Origin of the sequence: Methanosarcina sp. DH1, from assembly GCF_020804205.1 — an archaeon.
GTDB lineage: Archaea > Halobacteriota > Methanosarcinia > Methanosarcinales > Methanosarcinaceae > Methanosarcina > Methanosarcina vacuolata.
Map to the genome: position 1 here is coordinate 1 of NZ_WJBJ01000015.1, position 22,319 is coordinate 22,319.

The window sequence follows — 22,319 nt, forward strand, 5'->3', positions numbered from 1 at the left end:
CAATCAGTTATCCTATCGCCTTGATTWCTGCTTCTGATAACAAAGAAGAAGCACAGGAATTCGTGGATTTCGTAACTGGAGAAGAAGGACAGGAAATACTGGAAAAATACGGATTTACTCCCGAATCCGAATAAAAAACAAGTTAAAAACAAAAAATGATTTCCATGCTGGACAAGATATGGTTTCCTTTATCTCTTACGCTTCGGGTAGCAGCCATATCGTCTATTCTCGTACTTTGTAGTGGTGTAGCCATAGCCTACGTGTTTGCAAGGCGTGATTTTCGGGGAAAAGGGCTTGCGGAGTTATTCGTGACCCTTCCCCTTGTCCTTCCCCCCACTGTAATTGGTTACATTCTTGTGATTCTGGTGGGAAGAAATGGGTTTCTCGGACAGATAATTTTCAATGCTCTTGGGACCGGGATAATGTTTACCTGGCAGGCAGCAGTTATTGCGGCTTATACGGTTTCCCTTCCTCTCATGGTACATACCGCAAAAGCTGCCATTGAAGGAGTGGACAGGGAAATAGAGTATGCTGCCTATATCCTTGGAAAAAGTGAACTTGAGACTGCTATGCAAATAACAATCCCTCTTGCAAAAAAGGGAATACTGGCAGGACTTATACTCAGTTTTGCCAGGGCTATTGGAGAATTCGGGGCAACTCTCATGCTGGCAGGGAATATCCCGGGAAAAACGAACACAATGTCGATTTCAATATACAGCGCATTTCAGGCAGGCAATAATGAACTTGCCAATCTGCTTGTGTTAATCCTGGTTTTTATGTCCCTGCTGACCATTGCACTGACTGGTAGATTCGTAGGAAAACTTGAGGTATGAGATTGGGCGTAAAAGTTGACCTTAAAAAACAGTATAAAGAAACTGAAATCAATGGCAAAAAAAGTACTAAGCAAGCTTTTACAAGTACTAAGAAAGCTTTTACTTTAGATATCAGCTTTGAAATGGAAAACGAACTTGTTGTACTTTTTGGGCCTTCAGGATCAGGAAAGACCACGTTGTTCAAATGTATTTCAGGTATCACGGAACCTGATGATGGAAAAATAACTGTGGAAAGTAAAGTTTACTACGACAAAAACCAGAAAATTAACCTGCCCATCCAGAAACGCAATCTTGGCTATGTTTTTCAGAACTATACCCTCTTTCCTCACATGAATGTCAGAAAAAACATAGAATGCGGTCTCAAAGGCTGGGAAAAAGAGGACAAGGAAGTAAGGGTTGCGGAAATGCTGGATCTTCTCCACATTGAAGAACTGGAAACCCGTTACCCGTCGCAGCTCTCAGGCGGGCAGAAGCAGAGAGTTGCTCTGGCAAGGGCTCTTGCTCCCAAACCAGGGATTCTGCTTCTGGATGAACCGTTCTCCGCACTTGATATGGGAATAAGAACCAGACTTGCCGAAAAAATAAAAAATTTGCAAAACAAGATTGGAATACCATTGTTATTCATTACTCACAACTTTGAAGAAGCTTTCCTGCTGGCTGACAGAATTCTTATCTTATATGAGGGGAATGTCCAGCAGTTCGGAACTCCGGAAGAAATCTTGTATCACCCAGAAAACCGGCATGTGGCAGACCTCACTGGTTTATCAAACATTTTTGATGAAGCTAAAGTAGAAAGGTATGATGAAGAGTCAAAAAATATAATATTAAAAAGCGGGGATATGAGAATAAAAGTAAAATCCCAAAACCTCAAACCTGGAGATCAAGTTTCCTGGGGAATACATCCCGAGAACATAACTCTTCTTTTACCTGATTCTGGTCCTGAAAATCATGATGAAAATGTCTATTCTGCGCATGTCAATAGTATCATCAGTAAAGGGCCAAGAAAACGAATCACACTTAAGCTTGTCAGACAAAACAAAACTCTGATTGCAGAAGTTCCTGCGCAATTTGTTGATTCCATGAAGCTGTGTGCAGGTGGTTTATGCCTGGTTAAACTGGAAACGAGTAAAATGGTTGCGTTCCGTAGCTTATAACTCAACAAATAGCACTTTTTTTTGATAGGATATTGGGCATCTGTAATTACAAGGCTTATATTTTCAAAGACAAAACGTTAGTAGTTATCTCAACGTTCATTTTGACTCTTTATAGCCAGCATGCGATATGTTTACATAAACATATCGAATTTTAATACTAATAAACTAGCAAACAACAACTTATTGAATTATTTATATTATTAATTACTCATGATTAATTGCAAAAAAGCCTAAAATACCAATTTAATGATATAAATTATCTATTTTTCTATATATTCTTTATATAAAATTTCAAATTTTTACAAAATTTGTTTTTCTGAAATCTCTTTATTGTTAACTTGCAGTGATGAAAAGCTATATATAATATTAAATAGGAAATAGGTTACTGTTTTCCTATATTATAAATATACGTTATGTTCTAGAAAACATAACGTGATAAAAGTATAGAAAGGAGGTTAAAAACACACTCGAAGACTATTAAAACTCGGATAATTCGCTATGCGATGGGACAAAATAGTACAGAGATAAAGTTCAACCTTTTTTGTTGATTACGATGGTCTGTGTAATCAGGAAAAAGAAGACTTAAGCTTGAACTTGAAATTATCGAAAAAACTGTTGTTGTCACAAAGCTTCTTGATATGAGTTAAACGCAATTTCATTCACTACACAGCATAAAACTTCATTGTATTCCACAAAACTTCATTTGCCGCCGAATGATGTTTCGTATTACAAAGTTTGTTCGGCGGTGAAAGGAGGACTAATATGAAAATGATTAAAGCTTTAATACGTCCTGAAGCCGCGGATGACGTTATGGAAGGACTTGCAGAGGGGGGATTTGTTTCACTAACAAAAATAGATGCATTTGGCCGTGGAAAACAAAAAGGAATCACAGTTGGAACAATACACTATGATGAGCTTCCTAAAACCATGCTTATGCTAGTTGTAGAAGACAAATCTGTTGAAGAAGTTGTTAAACTTATCAAATACAAAGCGTACACCGGTTATCAAGGAGACGGTAAAATTTTCGTCATCCCCATTGACAATGCATACACAATACGTACCAGGGATGCAGGCCTTTGAGGAGAGTAAAATTATGAAAGAAATAATTGCAATAATCCGTCCAAAAAAAGTTGTGCCTACAAAAGAAGCCCTTGAGAAACTTGGTGTTCCGAGTTTAACTGCGATTCCAGTTTTTGGAAGAGGTAAACAAAAAGGTATCGCAACCGAACTTGACATTGAGATTCGCCCTGAAATTCTGGATCAGAGTATAAAAGCTGGGAGGAGGATGGAATATATTCCCAAGCGCCTGTTTTCCATAGTTGCCCGTAATGAAGATGTTGACACAATAGTTGAAACAATTATGAATGTTAACCAAACTGGTGACATCGGTGATGGGAGGATTTTCATCTGTCCTGTTGATGATGCCATTAGAGTAAGAACAGACGAACAGGGCGACAATGCTCTTCTATAAAAAATAAGGAGACACGAATCCATGCCATATCACACGTTTAAGTGCAGCGAATGTATTCCCGAAAGGGCGATGCATGCTGTTATAAAAGGGTCAGGGGAAGATTTGACGTCCTGCCTTCCCCTTGGATACCTCAACACGATCCCTGGGACTATTTCAGAAAGGGGATGCGCTTTCTGCGGTGCAAAACATGTTATAGGCGCACCTATGAAAGATGTCATTCATCTGTGCCATGGCCCAGTTGGATGTACCTATGATACCTGGCATACTAAGCGTTACATTAGCGATAACGACAACTTCCAGCTTAAATATGCCTGGACGACAGATATGAAGGAAAAGAACGTCGTATTCGGCGCTGAAAAATTGCTCAAACAAAATATTATTGATTGTTTCAAGGCCTTTCCGGATATCAAAAGAATGAGTATCTACCAAACTTGCGCTTCAGCACTTATTGGAGACGATATGAATGCAGTTGCGAAAAAAGTGATGGAAGAAATGCCAGACGTTGATATCTTCGTCTGCAATGCTCCCGGCTTTGGGGGACCTAGCCAGTCAGGAGGACATCACAAAATCAATATTGCCTGGATCGATCAAAAGGTCGGAACATTTGAACCTGAAATTAAAAGCAAATACGTCATCAATTATGTTGGTGATTACAACATCCAGGGAGATGCGGAAATTATGGTGGATTATTTCCAGAGAATGGGGATTCAGGTTCTTTCCACCTTTACTGGAAACGGGTCATATGACGATCTTAGGGGTATGCATCTGGCCCATCTCAATGTGCTAGAATGTGCGCGTTCTGCCGAATACATCTGTAACGAACTAAGAAAAAGATACGGAACTCCACGTCTTGATATCGATGGATATGGTTTTGAACCGCTCTCAGCATCACTAATGAAAGTGGCTATGTTTTTCGGACTTGAAAAAGAAGCCCAGGCTATTATAGACGAAGAAATTGCTAGATGGAAACCGGAACTTGACTGGTATGCTAAACGTCTGAAAGGAAAAAGAATTTGTCTCTGGCCTGGCGGCTCCAAACTCTGGCATTGGGCACATGTAATTGAAGAAGAAATGGGAGTTAAAGTTGTTTCAGTGTATTCAAAATTCGGTCATCAGGGAGACTTCGAAAAAGGTGTTGCTCGGTGCAGTGAAGGAGCACTTGCTATTGACGATCCTAACGAACTTGAAGGGCTTGAAGCTATGGAGATATTAAAACCCGATTGTGTCCTTACAGGTGTCCGTCCGGGTGAGGTTTCCAAAAAGATGAGGATCCAATATCTCAATATTCATGGATATCACAATGGTCCATATAAAGGGTTTGAAGGATGGGTCAGGCTTGCAAGGGATCTCTACAATGCCATCTATTCACCGATTCATCAGCTTTCTGGTTTGGACATCAGTAAGGATGAGATCTCCACTGATAAAGGATTCGTGACTAGGAAGATGATTTCTGATGTGAATATCATTGAGGATGGGAAAACCCCAATCGAGGAAAGGCCATATACCGGCGAATGGGATATTGTCACAAGACTACGCAGTAAAAAATATCCCAAGCTTGAACCACAGCAGCCGCTTGGCATGGTAATGGAAGGAGGTGAGGCCATTAATGGATGATGTTATGAAAGACAGGATAGAGCAGCTAGTAGATTTCATTATGAAATGGTGCCTGTGGCAGTTTCACTCCCGTTCCTGGGACAGAGAGAGACAAAATGAGGGGATTCTTACAAAAACCATGCAGTTATTGTGCGACGAACCACTCGATCTCAGCACACCTTCAGATAGGTGCTATTGGGTAGATGCTGTGTACTTAGCCAATGGTTTCAAAAAGACTTGTCCATGGTTGGGCACAATGGACAAAAAAGACATCAAGCTGCTTATGCAGGGGCTCAAAGAGCGTATTGATTACTTAACTATTAATGGGTCACTTAATCAAGAACTCACTAACTCACTTTATTAAGGAAAAGGAAATATCATGTCTTGTGAACTAAAACAACGAGAGCGTCCAGGAATTATCAACCCTATATTCACATGCCAGCCTTGCGGAGCACAGTATGCCAGCATAGGAATAAAGGATTGTATCGCGATTGTTCATGGGGGACAGGGATGTGTAATGTTCGTTCGTATGCTATTCGCGCAGCATTTCAAGGATAGCTTCGAGATCGCATCCTCGTCTCTTCACGAGGATGGTGCAGTGTTTGGAGCTCTTAATAGAGTAGAAGAGGCTGTCGATGTTCTTTTGATGAGGTATCCGCATGTAAAGGTCGTACCAATCATCACGACGTGCTCGACGGAAGTCATCGGCGATGATATTGATGGTCTTATCAGGAAGCTGAACAAAAATCTTTTGAAAGAAAAATATGCAAATCGGGAAGTCCATCTTATTCCGATCCATACTCCAAGTTTTAAAGGAAGCATGATAACAGGATACGATGTGGCGGTGCATGATATCGTAAAAGAGTTTGCAAAAAAAGATAAACCTAATGGAAAACTCAATCTAATTACCGGATGGGTCAATCCCGGAGACGTTACAGCTCTCAAGCACCTTCTATCCGAAATGGACATAGATGCAACAGTCCTTTTCGAAATTGAAAGCTTTGATTCTCCTTTGATGCCGGATAAAAGTGGATTCGCCCACGGCAGCACAACGATAGAGGACTTGGCCGGAACTGCGGATGCACTGGGAACGATTGCATTGAACAGGTACGAAGGTGGGAAAGCTGCCGAATACCTTAAAAACAAATTTGATGTTTCTGCAGTCATAGGACCGACTCCTATTGGAATCCGTAATACGGATACCTTCCTGCAAAATTTGAAAAAAATGACCGGAAAACCAATTCCCGAATCACTTGTTCGTGAGAGGGGAATTGCAATCGACGCAATTACCGATCTTACCCATATGTTTTTTGCCGACAAAAAAGTTGCCATTTACGGAAATCCAGACCTTGTCATAGGTCTTGCTGAATTCTGTCTAGATATGGAGATGGAACCTGTGGTTCTTCTTCTTGGCGATGACAATAACACATATAAGGATGATCCACGCATCAAAGCATTCCAGGAAAAAGTCGATTTCGATATGCAGATCATTATGAACGCAGATCTGTGGGAACTTGAAAGGCGGATCAAGGATCAGGAAGTTGAACTTGATCTTATCCTGGGACATTCCAAGGGTCGCTGGACTGCTATTGATAACAATATCCCGATGGTACGTGTAGGTTTCCCTACTTTTGATCGTGCAGGGCTATACCGCCATCCAGTTGTTGGATATGAAGGTGCTATGTGGCTCGCTGAACAGATGGCAAACACACTTTTCACCGATATGGAATTCAAAAAGGATAGGGAATGGATATTGAATGTATGGTGAAGTTTATTGTGTGGTTAAAAATTTAAATCAATTGAATATGTGAAATTCAGTTGTTATTTTATTAGGTTCTTCCAGTTCACAGTGTTAATTAATTCTGGCGGAATCAATTGAAAAAGATATAAATTAAAGTAACGATGGTGCATCCGATTGCAAATGACAGATATTTCGCTCCTAACTCCCTGGCGAAACAAAGAGATGCAGGGGTGCATCCCTACTGCTTTTATTGGCTGTCCATTTTATGCTACCTTATTTAAATAGAAAATTTTAGTAAAGGTATCATTTTACTCAAGGTTTAGTCCCTAAGAACTTATGCAAGCGAGTAGATAGTCTCGAAAGCGAGAAACTGTTTTGACTGTAGCCTAAAGCTATTATAATTTACAATATAAACCTGGCTTTATTACAGTTTATGAAGAAGAAGGGAGGAAATGGAGAGTTCTGAGTCGTTTCGAAAAAAAGTTTGCAATGCTAATGGCATTCCTGCGATATGGATGGCTGTAGAAGACACCGTAAAAAATCATGAAGGAGTACTTTTAGAGAATCCCTCTTTATGTTTAAAAAAAGTTTTAATTTCATATCTAAAAAATGGAAAAGTTAACAGACTGGATGTTATTTGTAGCCATGTTCCGAAGTGTTTTAACACAGAGTTAGAGGTTTTAGGATTTATATCTAAAATTGTAAGCGAATTGCCGAACAAATTGACCATCAGAATAGTGAATAGGCAAACTCTATGAATACCAGCATATCCATATCAGCTGTCACTTCCTTTATCATTTAGGCTCGTACTATAAATGGCGTTTTGGGACTTTCTCCCAAAATGCCTCGCTTTTTGTAACCATACCATATAATTAATGAATTTCCGATTTAAACAGTTTTTCAGATTCCACTGAGTTTTCTTTAGCTGTCATTCCCTGGAGTGTTATTCTATAAACTGAAACCGGATTTTCGTCAAGTGAAGAACGATACTTTTCAATAAAATTGCTGGTTAAAGAATTATTGTAATATTCTGGCATATATTTATCAACCAGTCTCTGGAGAGCTTCAGCAGCTTCTTCAAAGTCGGTTACTTTTTCTGCCTTTCCAAAAAGCATTACACTCATATATGCCGTATCAGCATGGCAGGGTACAGGATCAATTACGGTACCATGCTCCTGATATATTGTGAAACAAACAGGTGGACTTTGGGAAAGAATATCTTCTTTTTTACCAGAACCCATACCATGAAAATAAACTGAACCTTTGTGCCACACATAATTCATTGGAATAGCATAAGGAAAAGTACCATTTACCATTCCCAGGACACCTGTTCTTTCATGCAAAAGAAAATTTTCTATTTTCTCTTTGTCCGTGCAGTCTCTTTGAGTATATCGAACCTGATCCATTAGAAAACACCCTACCTGTATCCACAACAGTCTTTTTATTGAACTCTGTTTTTTGAACAATGTTGTATCGTGTTACAAAACGTATAAGTTGTGTTCCAAATTTGGATACGAACTCTTCCATCATTTCAAACTCATTATCCACTTTATGTCTAGGTATTCATAATCTAATTTATATTATAGAAACACAGTAACCAATTTCCTACTTAATAATATAAATAATTATCTATTAAACAAAATGAGAAATGAATAAAACAAGGTTCCCAAACTAAGCTGTGAATAAACTGGAAACAAGCTGAGTATAAGTGAGATACGTACTAAAAAATGATCAATCGCCTTGATTGTCCAAAAAACGAGACCTTTAATTATTAGAATTTGTAAAAAGTAACTATTCTCACATATAACTATGCACTTAATCCCAAAATAAACATTGTTACATCGTTATGTCTATATAAACATATATTTTGAATACTAAAAGCAAGGAGACAAATTGTTTTTGTCGCAAAGTAACTAAAAAATGAATGCTATCTCGACCACTTTAGAAAATAAGAGGATAATTACAACTTGATTGTTTTAAAAATTTGCAAGACATAAAAATGAAATTGTAAGTGCTTGTACGATTTACGGATTTTCTGAAGTTACATATAGAGTACTCATGCCTGGCAAAGTTATGAGTAAGCATAATAAAGGGACTCTATAAGTTATGACTAAAGAAATAACATAAGTTTCAGTGGATAATTTACGTCCACATCTTTTCAAAAGGTATGCATTTTCCAGAAAAACATCATTTCCTGCCGTTAAGTATTTAATAGAGAAAAGATATTTGAGTATCCTTGTAAAGGGGCTGTGGCCTAGCCCGGCATGGCGATGGGCTCCAGCGGATAAATGATGAACAACGGGTATACTGAGTCTTTCCCGACGGGGCAAGATAATGAGGAACCGTTGGAGCACTGATAGATGCTCACCAGAAAACTGTGTAAGCAGTTGTTCGGAGATACCCGTCGATCGTGAGTTCGAATCTCACCAGCCCCACGTTTTTTCTTTAATTTAAATTCTTTATACATCTTCTTTTAAGATTTTTTTTCATACATACTTTTTTACATTACTCTTTGCAATGGTTCATTTAGCGGAATGTGCAGAAGTAAAAGCAACTATATGACGTTTAGAGATCAAAAACGATATCATTTAAAAGCGACCAATGACTTCATTATTGAGGACTGTTCATAAACCGGAATAATCACATTCATATATTCTCGTAAAAATGTTGGCGCTAATCCTAGGCGTATTTTCAGGGTCTGCTTATGTTTACTTAGCTCTTAATTCCTTTATTGGGCGAAATGATAATTGAATCATTGGGCAGCAGACTTTTATAATTAATATTTTTACATAGGCCTTCAATACTGTTAAAAAGTACACTGCTAGTATTATTCATTTCATCCAGGAATTTCAACATATACAACAACGACTTATCATTATATTCAACATTCACTTTGATAATTCTAAAAATGTCATTTTTATCTTTGATCATATTAAACAGATTTTCTTCAAATGAACAGTATGGATTTGTTGGAACCAAAAATGAGCCCTTCTGTCTTACTAACCTTTCGTTTAAATAATAAGGGGTCATATTAATCACAGTTTTAAATGCGTCTTTGAATTCTTTTTTCTGTTCTTTCAAATCAGGTACGTAGTTTAAGACTTTATCTTGTATGCGAACATCTTTTCCTAATTGATCGTATTTATTATATAGATCCATTATTTCACGTGGAAGAAAATCCTTATATCTTTTTTCGATCCACATTCTATTAAAAAACCATATTGTGAACATTCCTTTTTTACTATCTTCGTTTACCTTAGAAAATTCAATACTTTCAACTGCAAAATATAATGCAACAAAAAACGAAAAGGTAACATCTAAAAATCTTGTTTTACAACCATAATGTTGCATATTTGCAATCCATTCATAATAGTCTTCTTCACGTAGGCTTTTTAAATGAGGGGCATATTCGAATACTTTTCTTCTAAATTCTCTGATCATACCCATTTCTATTTCAAAATAGTCTCTAAACTTGGTTCTGTCAGTCTCGATTTCAAAATCATTTTTAAAAATAGTTCTGTTGTGGATTAGTCTTTCGAATGATGTTTCTAATTTCCAACCAGCATCTTTGTGACCGCGGAATAACCATCCATTCCATTCTATAAAGTCAACAGTATATGGTATTATGCATGATTTTTTTGATATTCAATATCTCGAGGAAAAATTTTTTCAAAATAGTCGCCCAGAATTTTGGCAGGATTAAAATATAGATCTAATAATAATGAGTGCGGTTTTTCTTCATTTAAAAAGTTAATTTCAAAATATTTATCTGTTTCATTGAAATCAATAGTCATTTTTTAGCCTCTTTTTTGATAGAATAAAGCCAATAACTTAAAAAGATTCTACTTCTTGACTCAAAAACACATTGAATTTAGATTTTACGGAAAAGTAGGTACACTGTACTCAGGTTTAATACTTTCATGCTAATCAACACTCAAGAATCTAACTTTTCATGCCTGAAGATAGTAGAGTTTGAAGAAATAATACTTTCACGTGACTTCCCCAATGGTTAATAACCCGAAGATCCAATCTTCTCCTACCTGCTAAAACCTGCTCAACAGCAAGTGAGGTTCTTATTTTGAGACGTGAAAAAGAAGAAATAGCTGTCCTTGTCAGAGCCACCCCTGAAAAAAGTAAAAAAGATGGGGACGGACATGCCGTTGGAGTTATCGGCATCAATAAACATGGAGAACTGCTCAGGCTCTACCCCCTGGGATTCAGATACGGGGAAGGGCTGGTTGATTTCCGAAAGAATGACCTTCTTGAGGTCACGGTTACTAAACCCGAGCACGATGTCAGGTGGGAGAGCAGGAAAGTCCTCAGTCATATAAACCTGGAAAAGCCCCTTAAAGAAAGAGAAATAAAGGAGCTTATCCTGCCGCTCGTAACGTCTATTGAAAAGCTGAATCTCGAAGGAGCAAGCCTTGGAGTGGTAAAGCCTGAAGTCCTGGATTTCGAGATAAAGGTGAACAGCACTGAAGTTTATGACCGACAGAAGTATTTTAACCTCATAGGAGATTTTCTGGAAAAGGGGGAAAAATCCGCCCGAATGCCTGTCGAGATAAGGTTTTTCTTCAGGTGTGAGGGAGAAGAAGCCTGCAGGGGGCATAAAATAATCCTGCTCGACTGGGAATTCAATGAAACTGTACGGAACATTATAAGAGATGAACAGGAACCGACAGCCGTAGAACGAAAATTAGAATCGTATTTCTGGGACTTCATGAAAGAGAAAGAACTTTACTTTATCATGGGAACGCATTTCACTTATGGGACCTGGATGATAACAGGGCTTTTCTGCCCGGAAAAAAACGGCAAGCTTCAGAGCAGTCTTTCCGGATTTTAAAAACAATATTAGAGGATAAAATTGGTTAGAAAAAGTGAAAGAAAATTGGTCAGAAAATGAAGGAAGGATTTATCTAAACTCAGTTATAGAATTTCTAATCCTTCAAGCTCTTTTTCCAAAAAAGCTTCCAACCTGTCCATACCTTCTCTTATATTTTCTATGCTGTTGGCATAGGAGAAGCGCAGATAGCCTTCGGCGCCGTTTCCGAAATCGATTCCTGGCGTAACTGCAACGCCGGCCTCGTTAAGAATGCGGCGGCTCAGTTCCAGAGAGTCGCTGCCGTACCTGCGGGCATCGGCAAGGACATAAAAGGCTCCCATCGGCTCTTTACGGACCTCAAGGCCCATTTCTATAAGCCTTTTCAACATGTACTGGCGGCGTGTGTTGTAAGTGTGGACCATCTCGTCGACGTGATCCTGCGGACCTTTAAGGGCTGCGATTCCTGCCTCCTGGACAAAAGAATTGGCGCAGATGAAAAAGTTCTGGTGAATTTTCTGAATTGCACGGACGCATTCAGGAGGACAGATAATATAGCCGAGCCTCCAGCCTGTCATAGCATATAATTTGGAAAAACCATTCAGGACAAAGGCGTTCTTCGTGTATTCTAGAATAGTATGATCGTTCCCGCCATAGATCAAACCCTGATAGATCTCGTCCGAAACAATGGGAATTCCTCTTTCATCCGCGATCTCTGCAAGGCCCTGCAAATTTTCCGGAGACATGACATGCCCTCCAGGATTTGAAGGACTATTGATCAGGATGGCTTTAGTATTCGGGCTCAGGCACTGCCTTACTGTTTCCGGTTCCAGGGCAAACCCGTTTGTCTCGCTCGTGTAAACAAAAACAGGAGTTCCGCCCAGGTATTTCACGAAGTTAGGATAGCAGGCATAATGGGGGTTTGACATTATTACTTCGTCCATTTTCTCAAGCAGAGCCATAAACACAATCAAAAGAGCCGGACTTGTGCCGGATGTTACAATAATCTGTTCCGGACTCAGTTCGACTCCGTACTTCTGCTGGTAGGATTCGGCTATTGCCTCTCTGAGCGAAAGAAGTCCCTGACTGTGAGTGTATTTTGTGGCTCCCCGACCAATAGCAGCACAGGCAGCTTCACAGATATGGGGAGCTGTAGGGAAATCAGGCTCTCCTACTTCAAGGTGGATTATGTGTCTTCCCTCAGCTTCCAGAGCCTGGGCACTTTCCAGCACTTCCATCACATAGAAAGGAGGAATATCTTCAGATTTTTTTGATAAGATGCATTCGGAATTTATTGAAAACATAGAAAACCTTCTGAAAATCGATTATTGTGAGAGGAGCTGAAGTAAAAGCAAGTAACACTGTTGATGTTATATCTGAAACTGCGTATGCTTTCAAGATTTAAATATTCTGTGGGAAAAACAAAATCAGAACTGAGAATACAGAAATAAAAAGGCCGAATTCTAAGAAGCCTGAAATGGAAATAGGGTAACTCCTGGGAAAACAGAGGAAAAAAGTTAGTTTCTGCATGAAACTCGTTTATAAGACAGAAACCAGTTTATAAGATAGCTTAATTTCTTGGCATGATTTTTTCGAGAACTTTTACATCCGGATTACTCCAGCCCTGGCTTTCAATTGTTTTCGCAAAATCTCGCTGGAAAACCTGGAACTTTTCAAGATTTTCAGGAATAATATTAAGGAAGTCATAGTCACCATATGCCCCTGCAAAAAAGGAAGAAACCGTTTCCTTAAGTTTTTCCTCTATTCTCTGGGGATACCAGAGCCCATCCCGTGAGAGCAAGACAAGGTTCGGATCTGGAACCGATACATCGTCCGAGTAAATAAAAAACCCTATGGAAACCTCTTCCCCGTATTTTGCAAGAACCAGTTTATTCTCAAACCCGGATTTCTGAAGCTTAAGGAACCATTCGCCCTTCAAAAGATCAGAAACTTCATTGATAACCCCGTGGGCCTTGAGTATCTTTTCTGCCACCTGCTGTATCTCCAGGATGAAGTTTTTACGTTGCTCTTCAGGCATCTCAAGACAGGACATACTGCCTTCACCGGCCGGGACTCCAGCATACTGAACCTCCTCTTTACCGAGTTTTTTCGGTTCTTTGGCATTTCCTTCAGATTCCTTTCCTGTTTCCCGCCGAACATCGGGAACAGTCTTACATATCTTATTTTCAGGATCTTCTACCGTAACTCGCACCCCATATAGTATATAGTGACTACTCATAAATATTAGGTACTGCAAGCCCTTTCGCAAGCCTTTTAAAAAACTGCTTTCCCACAAGCCTTTTCAAAAAAACTGCTTGCCCGCAAGCCTTTTCAAAAAAGGCTTGAGCGAAAACCCGATAAATGTTTGAGTTTGAGCCTCTTGTCCCCGGTCCCTATCCGGCGTGATAAACCGGCGCAACGGTTTGTGATAAACCGGCGCAACGGTTTGTGATAAACCGGCGCAACGGTTTGTGATAAATCGGCGCAACGGTTTGTGATAAACAGGCGCAACGGTTTGTGATAAACAGGCGCAATGGTTGATCGAAAAAATAAGACAGGTTTGGTTTCGGGCAGAAAAATTATTTGAAGCGTTCAGCTCTTCTGAAGAGGTTTTCAGGGGAGCGGTCCACTTCGTCACAGATGATCCTGTGGGAAATTGAGCCTGGAAGAATGGAGCAGGTCTGATTGTCCGTGCCTCGAAGCCCCCAGGTTTCGTCCGTGAGCAGGAAGTAGGAGTTTTCAAGCCTGACACCTTTTGCTTCCAGCGAGGAGACGAAATGCGGGTCGGACAGGTCTTTCCTTATTTCTTCTGCGACTTTTACCTGCGTGCCCGGGCCTCCTTTTTTTATTAGATAAAACCGGTCATTCGAGAGGATTTTATCTATTGTACGGATAATCAACCTGTAGCATGTCTTTTTATTCGTGGATTTTTCGTCGACTTTCTCCAGATAAAAGATATTACGCTCGTTTCGGGCAATATCGGAAAGAATGTCTTCTCTCCGGGAAAAAGATTCAACCTCACAGGTGGGAACATTCAGGAAAAATACCGGAAATTTTTTGGATAAACTGTCTGCAATTGCCTGATTTACCTTTTCTCGTGGAATATATTCAAAATTAATGCTGAGATCCGGAAATTTCTTTTCAATTTCCGGCTTTTCTTTCTGGAAAACTTTTACAGCCTCAGTAGAATCATTATAAATGGTAATGTCCCTATCGCTTTCGGAAAAAATTTTAGAAAGGGTTACAGCGAAAGAAAGGGCCTCAAGTTCACAGTCAAGGTTATTTTTAGGGGCACCGGGGACCTTTGTTGTAGACTGGTGGATCTGTTTGCCGTCCCGGAGCACAGTACAACCAATATAAGAGTCTTCGCCTTCATTAAAGGAAGAGTCACAGTAAACCTCAAACATACTTATTTTCACCTGTTCAGTAGAAGATTTTATTGTAAACTGGATTAAAACGTAGGCCAAATGTATAAACAGTAATCTTACAAGATGGGCTACAAGATGGCAAATTAATAATTATGGTTATTGATGAAATATGATATTCGAAATATATAACTTATAAGTAAAATAAAAAATCAGGGCAAAGGGGAGATAAGCTGGAAGAAAATCTAGAAAAGGAGTAAAGAAGCAATGAAAGGCAAAAAGAACAAAAGAGGGTAAAGAAAAAAGAAAATAGGACAAAAGAAGCAAAGAAAGGTAAAATGAACAAAAATGAGTAAAGAAAAAAGAAGATAGGACAAAAGAAACGAAAAAAGGTAAAAAGAACAAAAGAGAGTAAAGAAAAAAGAAGATAGGACAAAAGAAACAAAAAAGGAAAAAAGGAAAAAGCTAAAATTAGATGATAATTGTAGCTGCTTTTTCGTCCTTTTCGTCATTGAAGTCTGTGACAAGAGCTTCGGTTGTAAGTACCATTCCAGCAATTGAAGCAGCGTTCTGGAGGCCACTTCTGACTACTTTTGTGGGGTCAATGACACCTGCTTCAAAGAGGTCTTCAAAGACATCTTTCTTTGCATTGTACCCAAAGAGTTCGCGGGGTTCAGCCCTGATGGTTGCAACGACCTCGGCGCCTTCCTTGCCTGCGTTTTCAGCGATCTGGCGTACAGGTTCTTCGATAGCTCTCTGGACTATTTTTACACCTATCTCTCTGTCTCCTTCAAGTTTCAGTGAGTCCAGAATGGCAGCTGCACGGAAAAGGCTTATTCCGCCCCCGATAACCACACCTTCTTCAACTGCGGCTTTTGTGGCATTGAGAGCGTCATCAATTCTCATCTTTTTCTCTTTCAGCTCGGTTTCGGTTGCGGCTCCCACTTTGATTACTGCGACCCCGCCTCCTAACTTTGCCTGGCGTTTTTTGAGTTCGGTCTTCTTGTAATCCGTGTCAGCAATATTAATCTGAGATTCGATGAGTTTGACCCTCTCCTTAATCTGTGCTTTTTCGCCCTTGCCTTCTACAATGATGGTCTTGTGGTTGTCAACTGTGACTTTTCTGGCACTTCCGAGCATATAATCATCGAATTCCTCAAGCTTCATGCCCTTGTCTTCGCTGATTACCTGCCCGCCGGTCAGCACGGCAATGTCTTCAAGCATCTCCTTTCTCTCATTCCCAAATCCTGGAGCCTTGACTGCACAGACCCTCAGTGCTCCACGAATGATATTCAGGATCAGGGCAGCCTGGGCATCTCCATCAACATCTTCGGCAATAATAAGGAGAGAACGGCCTTCAGAAGCGACTTTTTCGAGCACGGGAACGATCTGCTTCATGCTGTTGATTTTCTTGTCTGTAATCAGGACGTAAGGGTCTTCAAACTCGCAGACCATCTTCTCAGAATCAGTTGCCATATAAGGAGATACAAAACCTCTGTCGAACTGCATTCCTTCTACAACGTCCAGGTTAGTCTCCATTGTTTTGGAGTCTTCAACCGTGATTACCCCGTTGTAGCCGACTCTTTCCATGGCATCCGCGATCAAATTGCCAATTTCTTCATCGTTATTTGCAGAAACTGTAGCTACCTGTACGATTTTCTCCTTACCTTTTACCTCACTACTCTTGCTCTTGAGATAGCTTACGACCTTTTCTGTTGCAATCTCAATACCTTTCTTGACATCTATCGGGTTTGCTCCGGCACTGATATTTTTCAGGCCTTCCCTGATCATGCTCTGGGCAAGAAGAGTTGCAGTAGTTGTTCCATCTCCTGTATTATCCTGAGTTTTGGAAGCAACTTCTTTGACAAGCTTGGCCCCCATGTTTTCGAACTTGTCATGAAGTTCGATCTCCTTTGCGATGGTTACCCCGTCATTTGTGACCACAGGTTTTGTCATTTTGTCCAGTACAACATAACGTCCCTTCGGTCCGAGAGTTATCTTGACAGTATTTGCAACTTTATCTACACCGTTTAAAAGTGCCTTTCTTGCATTTTCATCAAACATTATCTGCTTTGAAGCCATCTGTATTCACCTGGATTAAAGTCAAATAGAATCAAATCTTTTCTCAAATTCAATTTGGAGAATTAAATTTTGGATATAGTCTTAAACTCCATGAATCACATCTGAATACATTCATACTTATGTTCTTCAGGATCGGCCTCGTTCAACATTATTCTTCAGCAATTGTTGCCAGAATATCCTTGAAGTCGACAAAAAGGTACTTTTCATCGTCAATTTCAATTTCGTCTGACTGATATCCCCCGTAGATCACACGGTCACCTTTCTTCAGGGGTAGCTCCTTTCCATCTTCAAAAGTCCCTACCGAAATAACAATACCTTCCTTTTTCTCCTGCCGTGCAGACTCCGGGATATAGATCCCGCCTTTTGTAACTTCTTGTTTCTTCTGGTGCTTGAGCAAGACTCGTTCGCCAATAGGTTTGATAATCACTTTATTGTTCCTCCTTATGTGTAAGTGACCCCATGTTAGCTGAACATTAACTGGTAGCTATGAGTCAGTATGGGATTGATCAATATGTTGAGCGCTCATGCGCTTGACTATCTGCATATAATGCGGAACTCATATTTAAAAATTACTGGAAAAATAAATACGATTCCCAAAAAATCGAAATGATATCGATAAAATACAAAGAAATTAAATATAAGGACTATTGTAAAATATACACTGATGGTCCAACAGATAATCCTCAAATATCTTGAAAAACCGCACGTCAAAAGTCTGGAAGACGACCTTTTATGGTTGTGCGATAGCTTTGGCTTTTCTTCGGGCAGAGATACGGAAAATACCGCGACCAGGATCGTTTTTACCCTGCTTGATAGACTCTCAAATGAGCAAATAACTTCCTCAGAATCCCTTGCTGAAGACCTTGAGATAAAAATATCCAGAGTAAACCATCACCTCCGGAATCTTAATGACTCAGGTCTCCTTTACAGAAAAAAACGCCTGGTATATCTACGCGGGGGAAGCCTGAAAGCTGCAGTAAAAGAGATGCGAAAAGACTCGGAAAGAATTTTTGATGAGCTCGAAAGCATAGCTGAAGAAATAGATCTAAGGATAGGGATCAGAAATAGATGAGAAAACTAAGACAGAGATAAAGAAGAAATTCAACAGTAAAACTTTGAACCGGAAAGAAATTCAACAATAAACTCGTTTATTTCCTCAGCCGTGAATAGAGTATCCGTAGTCCGCTGCCCTGATTATTCTGATACAGAAAAAGCGATAGCTGAGGCTCTGGAGCTTCTCGGGGGCCTTGAGAATATAATACATCCCGGTGACAGCGTGCTCCTTAAACCAAATATCATTGCGGCTGCTTCTCCTGAAAATGCAGTAACCACCCATCCTTCAGTTGTAGCGTCAATGTGTAAGTTCGTACTTCAAGCCGGAGGCAGACCTATAGTCGGGGACGGAGCCGGGATCTCAAGGCCAGGAGCCACCTCAAAAGCCCTGAAAGTTTCAGGTATAGAAGAAGCCGCCCGAAAAGCCGGAGCAAAGGTAGTAAATTTCGAAACTTCGGGCTTTACCCTGGTAGATGTCCCTGACCCCCTGCAATTCCGCAAACTATACATTGCAAACCCTGTCCTTGAAGCTGATGTAGTTATATCTCTCCCAAAATTAAAAACTCATGAACTTACCTACTACACAGGCGCGGTCAAGAACTTTTTTGGAACTCTTCCTTTAAAGTGCCGAAAAGAGACACATCTCCTTGGAAAAAGGGATCTTTTTGGTGAAGCTGTTGCCGACCTTTATTCGGTTGTCAGGCCCAGCTTTGCAGTTATGGACGGGGTTATAGGCATGGAAGGAAATGGGCCTTCTCATGGGAAGCCCGTAAATTCCGGAGTAATTCTGGCAAGCCAGGACTGTGTCTCCCTGGATATTGTTGCTGCGGAAATGATAGGTTTTGACCCTCTCAAAATTCCCACGACTGCAGGAGCCATGAAAAAAGGATTTGGAAATCAGTGCCCTGTTGTAGTCGGAACTCCTTTAAAAGAAGTCAAAATGAAATTCAAGCCTTCAGGTGGAGGAGTCAGTACAGCCCCTTCCTTTCTTACCCGCACCCTTGGCAAATATTATAAGATTTATCCCAGGATCAACAGAAGAAAATGTACTCACTGTGGAGCTTGCTATTTAAACTGTTCTCCCCACGCTATTGAGCGGCTAGAAGATGGGAGTTTCAAGATCAATGAGGAGAAATGCATCCTGTGTTATTGCTGTCGTGAACTCTGTCCCAGCAATGCGGTAGAAATTAAAAAATCACTGCTTGCAAGGCTTTTGACAGAAAAAGATAATCTAATCCATAAAACCTGACAATGATAGGACTTACGCACTTGAGGACCAAAATCAATTACTTCAAAGACTGTGGATTAAAGCCACGTTTTAGACAGTTAACGGTCTAATGCTGCTGATTTTTCAGTTCAACTGCGTATATCCCTGTTCAACTGTGTCAGTCCTATGAATTATAAAAAATGTAAAACTTTTACCATAAACCCAACTGATCAAGTTTAATTTTTGGCTTCAGATATTTATAACCTAAATTTAGCAGCATCTCTATGCATCTCTATTTGACAGTATATGCATCTCTATTTGACATTATACGCATCTCTATTTGACAGTAAATTGATGCCTGTATACGCCATCCGATTAAAGCTCATAAATTGCCTGGCCGACTTTCTATTCTCTGTGCCTGCCAGTAAGGCTGGTATCCGTAGTAGCTGTACATTGCAGAAAGCCACTCACGGTTAGTTACAGGCCAGTGATCCTTATCAAAACCCTCTGCTTTTTCCAGGACATCTCTGGGAATATCAAGCAGGATGGCGTGATCGTGCAGTTTCATTTGAAGAGCCTGCCAGGGGATAGCAAACAGTTTGCTGCCCAGGCCCAAAAATCCGCCAAAAGATAGTGCAGCATATGCTATCCTTCCATCCTCAAGGTCGATCATTAGTTCTTCAATCTTCCCAAGGTGCTCTCCTGCTCTATTGACAACTTTATCTCCTTTTATCGTACTTGCTGACAAAAAATCCGGATTATCTCTGCTTGCCATAGTTCCCATCCGGGTCGCCATTTCAGATTTTGCCTCTTCTGGCATTCCGGTTTGTACCTGCCAGTAAGGCTGGTATCCGTAGGAAGTATAAGTTCCGGCGAGTTCTTCACGAGCCAGAGGCCAGTTGCCTTTTTCAAATCCTCCTGCTTTTTCCAGGATTTCTTTAGTAGTGCCAAGTAAGAAGGCATGTTCTTGTAGCCTCGGTGTAAGAGTTTGCCAGGGAATAGCAAAAAATTTGTCACCCAGGTCCATAAATTCGCTAAAAGACAATACGACGTATGCTATCCTTCCACTTTGAAGGTCAATCATTAATTCTTCAATCTTCCCAAGGTCCTCTCCTGCCCTATTGACGACCTTGCCTCCTTTTATCGTGCCTGTTGATAAAAAATCCGAAAAATCCCTATCTGCCATATTCCAACTCCCTATATTTACGGAGACATCCGTCCCAAAGCCTGCGCCCCCTGACACAGCTCCAAAACCTCTCCTTTATTAATATTATTTTTTTGATGTTACTTATAACTATCGTACTCATTAAAAGTAATATTTTATGTTATTCAGTAGAAATTTATGGATAAATATAATAAAGAGAAGGCAGAAATGTAACGAGTTTTTTGGGAAAGTGTTCATTTGAAAGTGTTCATTTGAAAGTGTTCATTTATATTTTAGGATATCACGCTGGCAGATCGTCTGAACCATTGGATAAAACCTCTCCTTTATTAATATTATTTTTTTGATGTTACTTATAACTATCGTACTCATTAAAAGTAATATTTTATGTTATTCAGTAGAAATTTATGGATAAATATAATAAAGAGAAGGCAGAAATGTAACGAGTTTTTTGGGAAAGTGTTCATTTGAAAGTGTTCATTTGAAAGTGTTCTTTTATATTTAAGAATATCAAGCTGGCAGATCGTCTGAACCGTTGGATAATACTTTTTCCTGCGACAAAAATTATTGCTTGAACTTCCAGCTTAAAAAACGAAATTTAAATAAGAAAATTTTCAATTAGTTATACGAATCCATTTTTTACAGCGATTTTATACTCTTTTCAAATATTTCAACAATTTATATTATAAGGTCTACTGATCCTGAAAGAGGAGAAAAGCCGGCAATTAAGTTATAATCTTTTCCTTTTTATCTTTTTGAAAGCTCTTTTAACCCATAAAGCCGAAAATACGTATCAGAATTTTCAGATAATATTTCTGTAATCTTACCTTAGAAGGTGATAAGATGCTCCAGACCTATATAGATACCGAATATGCTCCGGAGAAATGTTTTCATTGCAATGGAACCGGACATGTTAATGGCAAAATTTGTGAAGTTTGCGGGGGACAGGGCGATGTACTCGTTGCTCAGCCTGCAATAGTATGTCCTCTCTGTAACGGTTCCGGGATTTTTGATAATGGGACTTGCAGGGTATGTGGAGGAAGCGGCTGGGCTCTTCTTTGAACAATAATTTTATAGATCACGGAATGAAAAGGGCAACTTAGAGAGAATCTCTGAATTTTCAGGGAGCCTGCCGATTTTGCCTTTTCCTAAACTCTGCTTTTCTTTCGTCAGGCAGGCAGTCAAAGCAAGTTTCATAGCTTACAGACTTATATTTACTCCTGCATTTAGGGCAGAGATTCATGCCCCTGAGGCTTGCAAAATGACAGCGTTTGCAGAGCACAATTGCGTTTGTCAGAGCCTCGCATTCTTCCGCGGCTTTTTTCTTTTCTTCTTCAATTAATTCTTTAATTCCGGTTTCTTCTAGCCATTCGTGATAAAGCTTCTTGAAGTTACCTTCTTCTAAATCTTCAAGGAGAATTTCAATAAATTGCTCCTCAAGGCCTGTATGGTCGGGTTCGATTTTATGTACAGTTGAAGCTTTATGCCAGGCCGGATGGCTTTTGTGGCGGTGCTTGCCGGTAGGGATAGAATCGAACTTCTGGTACTTTTGCCTGTAAACCTCTCTGAACCTGGCATACGCAGCACTATAAATTTCGGAGCTGACCTGCGCCGGAGAAAAAGCTCTGGGAATGTGAATACATAAAGAGTCGGAAGACCCGCACCATTCACAAGTCTTACCTTTTAGAAACTCGGCTCTTTTTTCTTTCCATTTCTCTGTGTTGCGTTTCATAGAGCCACCTCAATAGAGAACTAAAAATAGACTTTTTTACTTGGATAAGGTAAGAGAAAAAGTTTTGGTAAGAAGAAGTTTTAGTCAGAAGATTGGTAAGAGAAAAA

Annotated in this window: 23 protein-coding genes, 1 tRNA gene and 1 pseudogene; 14 read left to right on the top strand and 11 right to left on the bottom strand. The window is 39.9% G+C overall.

Annotation, left to right across the window (positions count from 1 at the left end; all coding sequences use genetic code 11):
• The first annotated feature begins 14 nt into the window (after positions 1 to 14).
• The 9 genes from FXW07_RS07275 (at position 15) to FXW07_RS07315 (ending at position 7,550) form a co-directional block, all read left to right on the top strand.
• The gene (locus FXW07_RS07275; protein WP_346655636.1) at positions 15 to 134 is read left to right on the top strand and encodes a substrate-binding domain-containing protein; all 120 of its coding nucleotides are present in this window, start codon (positions 15 to 17) and stop codon (positions 132 to 134) included.
• A 21-nt stretch (positions 135 to 155) separates the two neighbouring features.
• On the top strand, positions 156 to 833 hold the full coding sequence (gene modB, locus FXW07_RS07280) for a molybdate ABC transporter permease subunit (protein ID WP_229394870.1): 678 nt from the start codon (positions 156 to 158) through the stop codon (positions 831 to 833).
• Positions 830 to 1,987: an ABC transporter ATP-binding protein gene (locus FXW07_RS07285; RefSeq protein WP_229394871.1), complete on the top strand. Its 1,158-nt coding sequence runs from the start codon at positions 830 to 832 to the stop codon at positions 1,985 to 1,987. The genes modB and FXW07_RS07285 overlap by 4 nt, the downstream gene beginning before the upstream one ends.
• 762 nt (positions 1,988 to 2,749) lie before the next feature.
• A complete protein-coding gene (locus FXW07_RS07290) occupies positions 2,750 to 3,067 on the top strand; it encodes a P-II family nitrogen regulator (protein ID WP_229394872.1) in 318 nt (105 codons plus the stop codon).
• Between the two features lie 13 nt (positions 3,068 to 3,080).
• Positions 3,081 to 3,458 carry a P-II family nitrogen regulator gene (locus FXW07_RS07295; RefSeq protein ID WP_229394873.1) on the top strand — a complete coding sequence of 126 codons (378 nt, stop codon included), beginning with the start codon at positions 3,081 to 3,083 and terminating at the stop codon, positions 3,456 to 3,458.
• Positions 3,459 to 3,479: 21 nt separating this feature from the next.
• Positions 3,480 to 5,072 (top strand): nitrogenase iron-iron protein, alpha chain, encoded by a 1,593-nt coding sequence (gene anfD, locus FXW07_RS07300; protein WP_229394874.1) that lies wholly within the window; start codon positions 3,480 to 3,482, stop codon positions 5,070 to 5,072.
• Entirely contained in the window at positions 5,065 to 5,415 is a 351-nt protein-coding gene (anfG, locus tag FXW07_RS07305; protein WP_229394875.1) for a Fe-only nitrogenase subunit delta, read from the top strand. Before anfD ends, anfG begins: the two co-directional genes overlap by 8 nt.
• Before the next feature lie 15 nt (positions 5,416 to 5,430).
• Positions 5,431 to 6,819 (top strand): Fe-only nitrogenase subunit beta, encoded by a 1,389-nt coding sequence (gene anfK, locus FXW07_RS07310; protein ID WP_229394876.1) that lies wholly within the window; start codon positions 5,431 to 5,433, stop codon positions 6,817 to 6,819.
• Between the two features lie 425 nt (positions 6,820 to 7,244).
• Complete coding sequence (locus tag FXW07_RS07315; protein ID WP_229394877.1) at positions 7,245 to 7,550, top strand: Fe-only nitrogenase accessory AnfO family protein; 306 nt, start codon at positions 7,245 to 7,247, stop codon at positions 7,548 to 7,550.
• Between the two features lie 114 nt (positions 7,551 to 7,664).
• On the opposite strand, the gene FXW07_RS07320 is transcribed toward FXW07_RS07315, so the two are convergent.
• Positions 7,665 to 8,198, bottom strand: a complete 534-nt coding sequence (locus FXW07_RS07320) for a pyridoxamine 5'-phosphate oxidase family protein (RefSeq protein WP_229394878.1) — start codon at positions 8,196 to 8,198, stop codon at positions 7,665 to 7,667.
• Between the two features lie 19 nt (positions 8,199 to 8,217).
• Positions 8,218 to 8,343 (bottom strand): annotated as a pseudogene (gene nifH / locus FXW07_RS07325) (nitrogenase reductase); the annotation flags it as partial.
• 692 nt (positions 8,344 to 9,035) lie between these two features.
• Here nifH and FXW07_RS07330 point away from each other — a divergent pair.
• Positions 9,036 to 9,227 (top strand) — tRNA-Trp (locus tag FXW07_RS07330).
• A 277-nt stretch (positions 9,228 to 9,504) separates the two neighbouring features.
• On the opposite strand, the gene FXW07_RS07335 is transcribed toward FXW07_RS07330, so the two are convergent.
• A complete protein-coding gene (locus tag FXW07_RS07335; protein ID WP_346655637.1) occupies positions 9,505 to 10,437 on the bottom strand; it encodes an FRG domain-containing protein in 933 nt (310 codons plus the stop codon).
• Positions 10,416 to 10,586, bottom strand: a complete 171-nt coding sequence (locus FXW07_RS07340) for a hypothetical protein (RefSeq protein WP_229394879.1) — start codon at positions 10,584 to 10,586, stop codon at positions 10,416 to 10,418. Before FXW07_RS07340 ends, FXW07_RS07335 begins: the two co-directional genes overlap by 22 nt.
• A 284-nt stretch (positions 10,587 to 10,870) precedes the next feature.
• Here FXW07_RS07340 and FXW07_RS07345 point away from each other — a divergent pair, with 284 nt between their 5' ends.
• Positions 10,871 to 11,635: a hypothetical protein gene (locus FXW07_RS07345; RefSeq protein ID WP_229394880.1), complete on the top strand. Its 765-nt coding sequence runs from the start codon at positions 10,871 to 10,873 to the stop codon at positions 11,633 to 11,635.
• A gap of 83 nt (positions 11,636 to 11,718) precedes the next feature.
• Here the strand turns inward: FXW07_RS07345 and FXW07_RS07350 are convergent, their stop codons facing one another.
• The 5 genes from FXW07_RS07350 to groES all read right to left on the bottom strand — a co-directional run bounded on the left by FXW07_RS07350 (position 11,719) and on the right by groES (position 17,485).
• The gene (locus FXW07_RS07350; protein WP_229394881.1) at positions 11,719 to 12,915 is read right to left on the bottom strand and encodes a pyridoxal phosphate-dependent aminotransferase; all 1,197 of its coding nucleotides are present in this window, start codon (positions 12,913 to 12,915) and stop codon (positions 11,719 to 11,721) included.
• 266 nt (positions 12,916 to 13,181) lie between these two features.
• Positions 13,182 to 13,823, bottom strand: coding sequence for a hypothetical protein (locus FXW07_RS07355; protein WP_229394882.1), 642 nt, complete (start codon positions 13,821 to 13,823; stop codon positions 13,182 to 13,184).
• Positions 13,824 to 14,190: 367 nt separating this feature from the next.
• Positions 14,191 to 15,018 (bottom strand): hypothetical protein, encoded by an 828-nt coding sequence (locus FXW07_RS07360; protein ID WP_229394883.1) that lies wholly within the window; start codon positions 15,016 to 15,018, stop codon positions 14,191 to 14,193.
• A 429-nt stretch (positions 15,019 to 15,447) separates the two neighbouring features.
• Positions 15,448 to 17,058 carry a chaperonin GroEL gene (gene groL, locus FXW07_RS07365; protein ID WP_229394884.1) on the bottom strand — a complete coding sequence of 537 codons (1,611 nt, stop codon included), beginning with the start codon at positions 17,056 to 17,058 and terminating at the stop codon, positions 15,448 to 15,450.
• A 148-nt stretch (positions 17,059 to 17,206) separates the two neighbouring features.
• Positions 17,207 to 17,485, bottom strand: a complete 279-nt coding sequence (gene groES / locus FXW07_RS07370) for a co-chaperone GroES (protein ID WP_048122036.1) — start codon at positions 17,483 to 17,485, stop codon at positions 17,207 to 17,209.
• 237 nt (positions 17,486 to 17,722) lie between these two features.
• Between groES and FXW07_RS07375 the strand changes: the two genes are divergently transcribed.
• On the top strand, positions 17,723 to 18,130 hold the full coding sequence (locus tag FXW07_RS07375; protein WP_229394885.1) for an ArsR family transcriptional regulator: 408 nt from the start codon (positions 17,723 to 17,725) through the stop codon (positions 18,128 to 18,130).
• Between the two features lie 90 nt (positions 18,131 to 18,220).
• A complete protein-coding gene (locus tag FXW07_RS07380) occupies positions 18,221 to 19,360 on the top strand; it encodes a DUF362 domain-containing protein (RefSeq protein WP_229394886.1) in 1,140 nt (379 codons plus the stop codon).
• 340 nt (positions 19,361 to 19,700) lie between these two features.
• On the opposite strand, the gene FXW07_RS07385 is transcribed toward FXW07_RS07380, so the two are convergent.
• Positions 19,701 to 20,561 (bottom strand): PRC-barrel domain-containing protein, encoded by an 861-nt coding sequence (locus tag FXW07_RS07385; RefSeq protein WP_229394887.1) that lies wholly within the window; start codon positions 20,559 to 20,561, stop codon positions 19,701 to 19,703.
• Between the two features lie 762 nt (positions 20,562 to 21,323).
• On the opposite strand from FXW07_RS07385, the gene FXW07_RS07390 reads away from it, so the two are divergent.
• A complete protein-coding gene (locus tag FXW07_RS07390) occupies positions 21,324 to 21,542 on the top strand; it encodes a transcriptional regulator (RefSeq protein WP_048122028.1) in 219 nt (72 codons plus the stop codon).
• A 58-nt stretch (positions 21,543 to 21,600) separates the two neighbouring features.
• Here FXW07_RS07390 and FXW07_RS07395 read toward each other — a convergent pair whose 3' ends face one another.
• Positions 21,601 to 22,212 (bottom strand): hypothetical protein, encoded by a 612-nt coding sequence (locus FXW07_RS07395; protein WP_229394888.1) that lies wholly within the window; start codon positions 22,210 to 22,212, stop codon positions 21,601 to 21,603.
• Positions 22,213 to 22,319: the final 107 nt, after the last annotated feature.

What these genes read in the sequence shown, in the direction of transcription:
- FXW07_RS07375 (WP_229394885.1), top strand. Translation starts at nt 17,723, where the DNA reads ATGGTCCAACAGATAATCCTCAAATATCTTGAAAAACCGCACGTCAAA.
- FXW07_RS07360 (WP_229394883.1), bottom strand. Translation starts at nt 15,018, where the DNA reads ATGTTTGAGGTTTACTGTGACTCTTCCTTTAATGAAGGCGAAGACTCT.
- groL (WP_229394884.1), bottom strand. Translation starts at nt 17,058, where the DNA reads ATGGCTTCAAAGCAGATAATGTTTGATGAAAATGCAAGAAAGGCACTT.
- FXW07_RS07285 (WP_229394871.1), top strand. Translation starts at nt 830, where the DNA reads ATGAGATTGGGCGTAAAAGTTGACCTTAAAAAACAGTATAAAGAAACT.
- anfD (WP_229394874.1), top strand. Translation starts at nt 3,480, where the DNA reads ATGCCATATCACACGTTTAAGTGCAGCGAATGTATTCCCGAAAGGGCG.
- FXW07_RS07340 (WP_229394879.1), bottom strand. Translation starts at nt 10,586, where the DNA reads ATGACTATTGATTTCAATGAAACAGATAAATATTTTGAAATTAACTTT.
- FXW07_RS07295 (WP_229394873.1), top strand. Translation starts at nt 3,081, where the DNA reads ATGAAAGAAATAATTGCAATAATCCGTCCAAAAAAAGTTGTGCCTACA.
- FXW07_RS07320 (WP_229394878.1), bottom strand. Translation starts at nt 8,198, where the DNA reads ATGGATCAGGTTCGATATACTCAAAGAGACTGCACGGACAAAGAGAAA.
- modB (WP_229394870.1), top strand. Translation starts at nt 156, where the DNA reads ATGATTTCCATGCTGGACAAGATATGGTTTCCTTTATCTCTTACGCTT.
- FXW07_RS07390 (WP_048122028.1), top strand. Translation starts at nt 21,324, where the DNA reads ATGCTCCAGACCTATATAGATACCGAATATGCTCCGGAGAAATGTTTT.
- FXW07_RS07315 (WP_229394877.1), top strand. Translation starts at nt 7,245, where the DNA reads ATGGAGAGTTCTGAGTCGTTTCGAAAAAAAGTTTGCAATGCTAATGGC.
- FXW07_RS07290 (WP_229394872.1), top strand. Translation starts at nt 2,750, where the DNA reads ATGAAAATGATTAAAGCTTTAATACGTCCTGAAGCCGCGGATGACGTT.
- FXW07_RS07395 (WP_229394888.1), bottom strand. Translation starts at nt 22,212, where the DNA reads ATGAAACGCAACACAGAGAAATGGAAAGAAAAAAGAGCCGAGTTTCTA.
- FXW07_RS07350 (WP_229394881.1), bottom strand. Translation starts at nt 12,915, where the DNA reads ATGTTTTCAATAAATTCCGAATGCATCTTATCAAAAAAATCTGAAGAT.
- anfG (WP_229394875.1), top strand. Translation starts at nt 5,065, where the DNA reads ATGGATGATGTTATGAAAGACAGGATAGAGCAGCTAGTAGATTTCATT.
- anfK (WP_229394876.1), top strand. Translation starts at nt 5,431, where the DNA reads ATGTCTTGTGAACTAAAACAACGAGAGCGTCCAGGAATTATCAACCCT.